Origin of the sequence: Stieleria sp. JC731, assembly GCF_020966635.1 — a bacterium.
Lineage (GTDB): Bacteria > Planctomycetota > Planctomycetia > Pirellulales > Pirellulaceae > Stieleria.
In genome coordinates, this window is the sequence record NZ_JAJKFQ010000022.1 from 1 (window position 1) to 5583 (window position 5583).

The following is a 5583-nucleotide window of genomic DNA, read 5'->3' on the forward strand; positions in this document are numbered from 1 at the left end:
GCCGCGTTCAAGCACAACTATCAGACGGTGAATTCAATTGCAGCGATCAGCTAACAGTTGCCACGTGAGATCAGATGGGCCGAATTCAGTAGCGTTGGATTCAAGCCACAACCATCCGCGCGAACGGCGGACATAACCGAGTGACGGCAGATGACTAACCACTTCAAAAACCCCGACTCCGTCACTTCGGTTCATGTCATGGTTCGCGTGGTACACACGACCACAGTCTGCATCACATCGCTGCTGACAAGTCTACCCGATTCAATTCGCGAAGGGGAACGAGCATAGATATTTCAGCCGACGGGTAGAGCGTTTGATCGGCTATCTCGGAGCTGAAATCAAACCGTGACATCAAGTGCGATAAATAAGAAACTGCTGTCGCGCTAATTCCAATGGGCCGCGATCAAGCACAACTATCAAACCGCAAATTCACTTGCGGCGATCATCAAACACCTGCCACATGAAATCAGATGGGGCGAATCAAAACGCCATGTATTGCAAAGGGCGATGATCAACTGAGAAGGAGCTGAGTTATCTGGCGGCTTATCTACCCGCGCGAACGGCGGACATAACCGAGTGACGGCGGACGACTAACCACTTCAAAAACCCCGACTCCGTCACTTCGGTTCATGTCATGGTTCGCGTGGTACGCACGACCACGGTTTGCAGTACATCGCTGGTGACAAGTTTATCCGATCGGAATCGCGAAGGGGAACGAGCATAGAAATTTCAGCTGGCGGGTAAGACGTTTGACCAGCAATCTCCAAGCAGGGATCAAACCGTGACATCAAATGCGATAAACAGGAAATTGCTGTTCTGTGAATTCACAAGGGAGTTGTCCAAGCAACACGATCAAACCGTGAATTCAATTGCGATCAATAGGAAACTGACGTCTTGCGAAATCCATTGGGCCGAGTTCACGAGCAACTATCAAACCGTAACCTCAATTGCGCGATCAGCTATCAGTTGTGACGTTAATTCAGATGGGCCGAAATCCAAACGCATTGAAGTCCACAGGGCGATGGCCAACTGAGAAATAGATGAGTCACTCAGCGGTTCATCTACCCGCGCGAACGGTAGACATCACGCGGGACGGGCGAATGACTTGCAAGCAGACCAACAACCGCGACTCCCGTCCTCGCGTGCATGTCATTGTTATCCGTCTGTTTTGCTGTGGAGTGGAATTGCGAGCCCCATAGATGCTGTAACTGAGTTGCTGCCCTCAGGCGCAGGAATCGGTGGTAGTGGAAACACGTGAGAGTTGCTGTCGGATGTAACGCGAATCCTGAATGGGAACTTTGCGTCGGGCATCTGCGAGTACGATGGGCTATCGTCCATCCAGTATTGCCCATCGTCGTCCGGCGAAAACATAAAGTCACCTACCGAGAACTTGATCGTCCAACGGCCAGACAAATCAGACGTGGTAGTTACCTCAGTTGTCTTGTGGCGGATTAGTTCGACAGTCGTCCCGACCCGTGGGGACTTGGTTTCGGCATCTAAAAGCAAACCAACAATTGTGATGTCATATTGGTAGCTGCAACCGCATAAAATTAGAGAAAACGCGAAAAGGAGTGGCAGTGAGCGAAACATGCGAGGCTCCTTTATCGGATAACGCAATGAATCACCGAGTCGCCGCGGGTGACATGAACTTAAAACACCCCATGATCGGCGACTTCGGTGCATTCGCTTGTTATCCAGCGGATCTGCTGTTGGGCTAGCCGTACTTTAAACCGTGCTCTGCAAGTAGTTGGCGAAACTCGCTATCACGTGTTTTGCTGCCAAATGCACCAGAAATCGTTTTTAGCGATCTCATCGCCATTATCTCTTGTAGATCAGCTGGCACCAAAGGAGTACCCACAATCGAAAACGACTGTAGCTTGGGAATGTGAACTACGGACTCAACATCGCATAGTCTGTTGCACGTAAAGATTGTCAGTTTCTTGAGTCGTTTGCAGTGGGATAAGTTGGGAAACTCTTTCAAGTGTGTGACGTATCCAATTCCGAGAGTCTCGAGTTGCGTCAACCGAGAGAGAAAGGAAAGGTCTGGCGTTTTGTCACGATTGGTGTGGTACCAAAGGTCCTTGAGGTGCGGAAGCGTTGCCAAGACGTCCCAGTTTGCGACCTTGCAAGCATACACTTTTAATCCTCGCAGTTCTTTCCATTCATTGAGGAAAGCAAGAGACTCAGCATGAATACCTCGAAGCGTCAATACTCGCTCGTCGCAATACGTGCGAAGAGAATTCAGATCCCGCGTTGATAATGCACGATCTTCGCCGTCGACGATGATGTGCTCAAGAGCATGATGCTGACATTCGGCGGCTAAGCGCAGTTTGCGTACTGACATTTTTACTGGATAACGGTAGAAATCACGCGGGACGGGCAAACGACATGCAAGCAGACGAAAAACCGCGACTCCCGTCCTCGCGTGCATTTCCTTGTTCTGTCGCGTTTATGGGGCATCATATGTGGGCGTCATCCGCGATCAGCCATCGCTGGGACGACGTGCAAATCAAAGTCTCCGCTAAGTCCCATTTCACGATCAATACGTAGTATATCATCCCAGTTTTCACGCGCGAAGGAAATCGTGAGTTCGCGATCATTCTCGGTAGTGTCGTCGCATGATTCGCCCGGGGTGAGCAACATTTCTAGATGGACGGCAATTGCGTAGAGGATCTGATCTCTCCGAGACGGAATCGCGTCTGGTGTTTCGTAAAGGTTGATTAGTACCGAAGGTGGAAATGCTGAGGATAAACACCAAACACCGTCTTGATGGTCAATCCAATCAATCGTCGTTGTACGATTCAGCAGCCAGTGTCGAACGTTGGCCAGATTGGATTCATTCATGCGCAACCAATAAACTTTCCCAGCGACAGAACGGTGGTGATCAGCGGGGACGGGCAAACGACTTGCAAGCAGACGAGAAAACAATCCACCCGTCCTCCGTTGCATCACATGGTTACCCGCCGTTTTGAACCCAATCCGCGATTCGCTCGCCGGGTTTCAGTTCATCACGAACGTAATAGTACACCATCCCTTCTACCAGCTCAATTTCACGTGCCGCAACGTAGTAACGATGGCCACCGCGGAAATCGGGATCGCTGTGAATCTCGAATAGCGTCTCGTCCGCATCGAGTTCAAGGTGCGAGTACAAGTGCCGGATTGGATCGCCAGCAATCGAGAATGTGGGCGAATCAAGTCCGTAAATCGGCAGGCCGATATAAGCCACACCGCGAAAGTGAACCTCAAACTCGTGGTAGTAGCAGTGGTCAAAGCTGCCGGTAAGCAGCAGCGTATCTCGTGCGTATGATTGCACTACGAGATCGGTCGCGTTCGTCGTTTGCACAATCTTGTTAATGCGGTCAAGCGTTGATTGCATTTCACGCGTCAATCGAAGAGCAGTCTTTGTCGGGTAACGGCGGACATAACCGAGTGACGGCGGACGACTCACCACTTCAAATACCGCGACTCCGTCACTTCGGTTCATGTCATGGTTCGCGTGGTACACACGACCACAGTCTGCAGTACATCGCTCTCGACAAGTCTACCCGATTGGAATCGCGAAGGGTAACGAGCATAGATTTTTCGGCTAGCGCATAGGGCGTCTGACCTGCCTTTTCGGAGCCGAAATCAAACCGTGACATCAAATGCGATAGCCAGAAACTGCTGCCCCATGAAATCAGATGGACGATATCAAAGCAACACAATCAAACCGTGAATACAGTTGCGTTCAACAGGAAACTGATGTCCGTTGAAGTCTGATGGGCGAAATCCGGGCACAACTATCAAACCGCAAATTCACTTGCGGCGATCATCAAACACCTGCCACATGAAATCAGATGGGCCGAATCAAAACGCCATGTATTGCAAAGGGCGATGATCAACTGAGAAGGAGCTGAGTTATCTGGCGGCTTATCTACCCGCGCGAACGGCAGAATTCACGGGGAACGGGCGTAGGACGTGCAAGCAGACCATTAAACCCGACTCCCGTTCTCCCGTGCAATTCATGGTTCGTCGCGTCCCAAGTCATGGAATCGACTCGTGTCGTCTCGCAGTTCGTATCGGTTGGGAACCGCTCCGTTATCTAGGAAGTGCCCAAAGACATCGATTGCGTCATCTATATCGAGAACTTCGTGTGCCCAGAGATTGATCTGGCCGACGGCAGAGTTTATTTGCCGCGCTGATCGTTCCGTAGAATCGGCACGACCTAGAATGTAGTGCCGGAACGAATCCCCATCTAGCTTACGATATTCGATGACCAGTTTCAGCCTCGCGCCAGCAGTTTGGACGTATGAGCCATCGTCCGATGTGAGAGAAAAATAACCGGGACCAGCGGGCGTGATGTGACTCAATCGATCACCAATGTAGTCTCGCGTCGGGTTTCGAAGGTCGGCTTGCAGGTGTTCTGAGAAGTTCACGATAGGTTTATTCAGTCGACGAACGGCGGACATAACCGAGTGACGGCGGACTACTTACCACTTCAACAACCCCGACTCCGTCACTTCGGTTCATGTCATTGTTCGCGAGGTACCCACGACCACAGTCCGCACCACATCGCTGCTGACAAGTCTACCCGATCGGAATCGTGAAGGGGAACGAGCATAGATATTTCGGCCGGCGGAAAGGGCGTTTGATCAGCAATCTCCAAGCCGGGATAAAACCGTGACATCAGAAGCGATCATCAGGAAACTGACGCATCGTGAATTCTGATCGAAGTTGTTCAAGCAAGACAATCAAACCGTGATTTCAATTGCGATCGATAGAAAACTGTCGTCTCGTGAAATCCTGTGGGCCGCGTTCACGAGCAACAATCAAACCGCAGGCTCAGTTGCAACGATCAGCTATCAGTTGCCAGGTGAGATCAGATGGGCCGGATCCAAATGCTTTGAATTGCGAAGGGAGATGACGCACTGAGAAAGAGAAGAGTCATCAAGCAGTCCATCTACCCGCGCGAACGGCGGACATAACCGAGTGACGGCGGATGACACACCACTTCAGAAAACCCGACTCCGTCACTTCGGTTCATGTCATGGTTCGCGTGGTACACACGACCACAGTCTGCATCACATCGCTGCTGACAAGTCTACCCGATTCGAATCGCGAAGGGGAACGAGCATAGATATTTCAGCCGGCGGGTAGAGCGTTTGATCGGCTATCTCAGAGCTGAAATCGAACCATGACATCAATTGCGACAAACAGGAAACTGCTGTCATGTGAATTCACAAGGGAGTTGTACAAGCAACACAATCAAACCGTGAATTCAGTTGCGATCAACAGGAAACTGACGTCTCGCGAAATCCATTGGCCCGCGATCAAGCACAACTATAACACCGTTAATTCACTTGCGGCGATCAGCTAATCGGTTCCATGCGAGATCAGTTGGGGCAGATTCAAACGCTTCGAACTGCGATGGGCGATGACCATGTTGATAAGAGATGAGTCAGCAGGCAGTCCATCTACCCGCGCGAACGTCAGAAATCACGCGGGACGGGCGAACGACTCGCAAGCAGACCAAAAAACTCGACTCCCGTCCTCGCGTGCATTTCATTGTTCCCCGTCATTTTGTGGCGTAGGCAGAATTGGGAC

At 51.0% G+C, this 5583-nt stretch carries 4 protein-coding genes; all 4 read right to left on the bottom strand.

What is annotated here, in order from left to right; all coding sequences use genetic code 11:
• Positions 1 to 1714: 1714 nt before the first annotated feature.
• The 4 genes from LOC67_RS22735 to LOC67_RS22750 all read right to left on the bottom strand — a co-directional run bounded on the left by LOC67_RS22735 (position 1715) and on the right by LOC67_RS22750 (position 4415).
• On the bottom strand, positions 1715 to 2344 hold the full coding sequence (locus LOC67_RS22735) for a hypothetical protein (protein WP_230265133.1): 630 nt from the start codon (positions 2342 to 2344) through the stop codon (positions 1715 to 1717).
• A gap of 128 nt (positions 2345 to 2472) precedes the next feature.
• Entirely contained in the window at positions 2473 to 2844 is a 372-nt protein-coding gene (locus LOC67_RS22740; protein WP_230265134.1) for a hypothetical protein, read from the bottom strand.
• A gap of 112 nt (positions 2845 to 2956) precedes the next feature.
• A complete protein-coding gene (locus LOC67_RS22745) occupies positions 2957 to 3484 on the bottom strand; it encodes a hypothetical protein (protein ID WP_230265135.1) in 528 nt (175 codons plus the stop codon).
• Between the two features lie 517 nt (positions 3485 to 4001).
• Entirely contained in the window at positions 4002 to 4415 is a 414-nt protein-coding gene (locus LOC67_RS22750) for a hypothetical protein (RefSeq protein WP_230265136.1), read from the bottom strand.
• Between the last annotated feature and the right edge of the window lie 1168 nt (positions 4416 to 5583).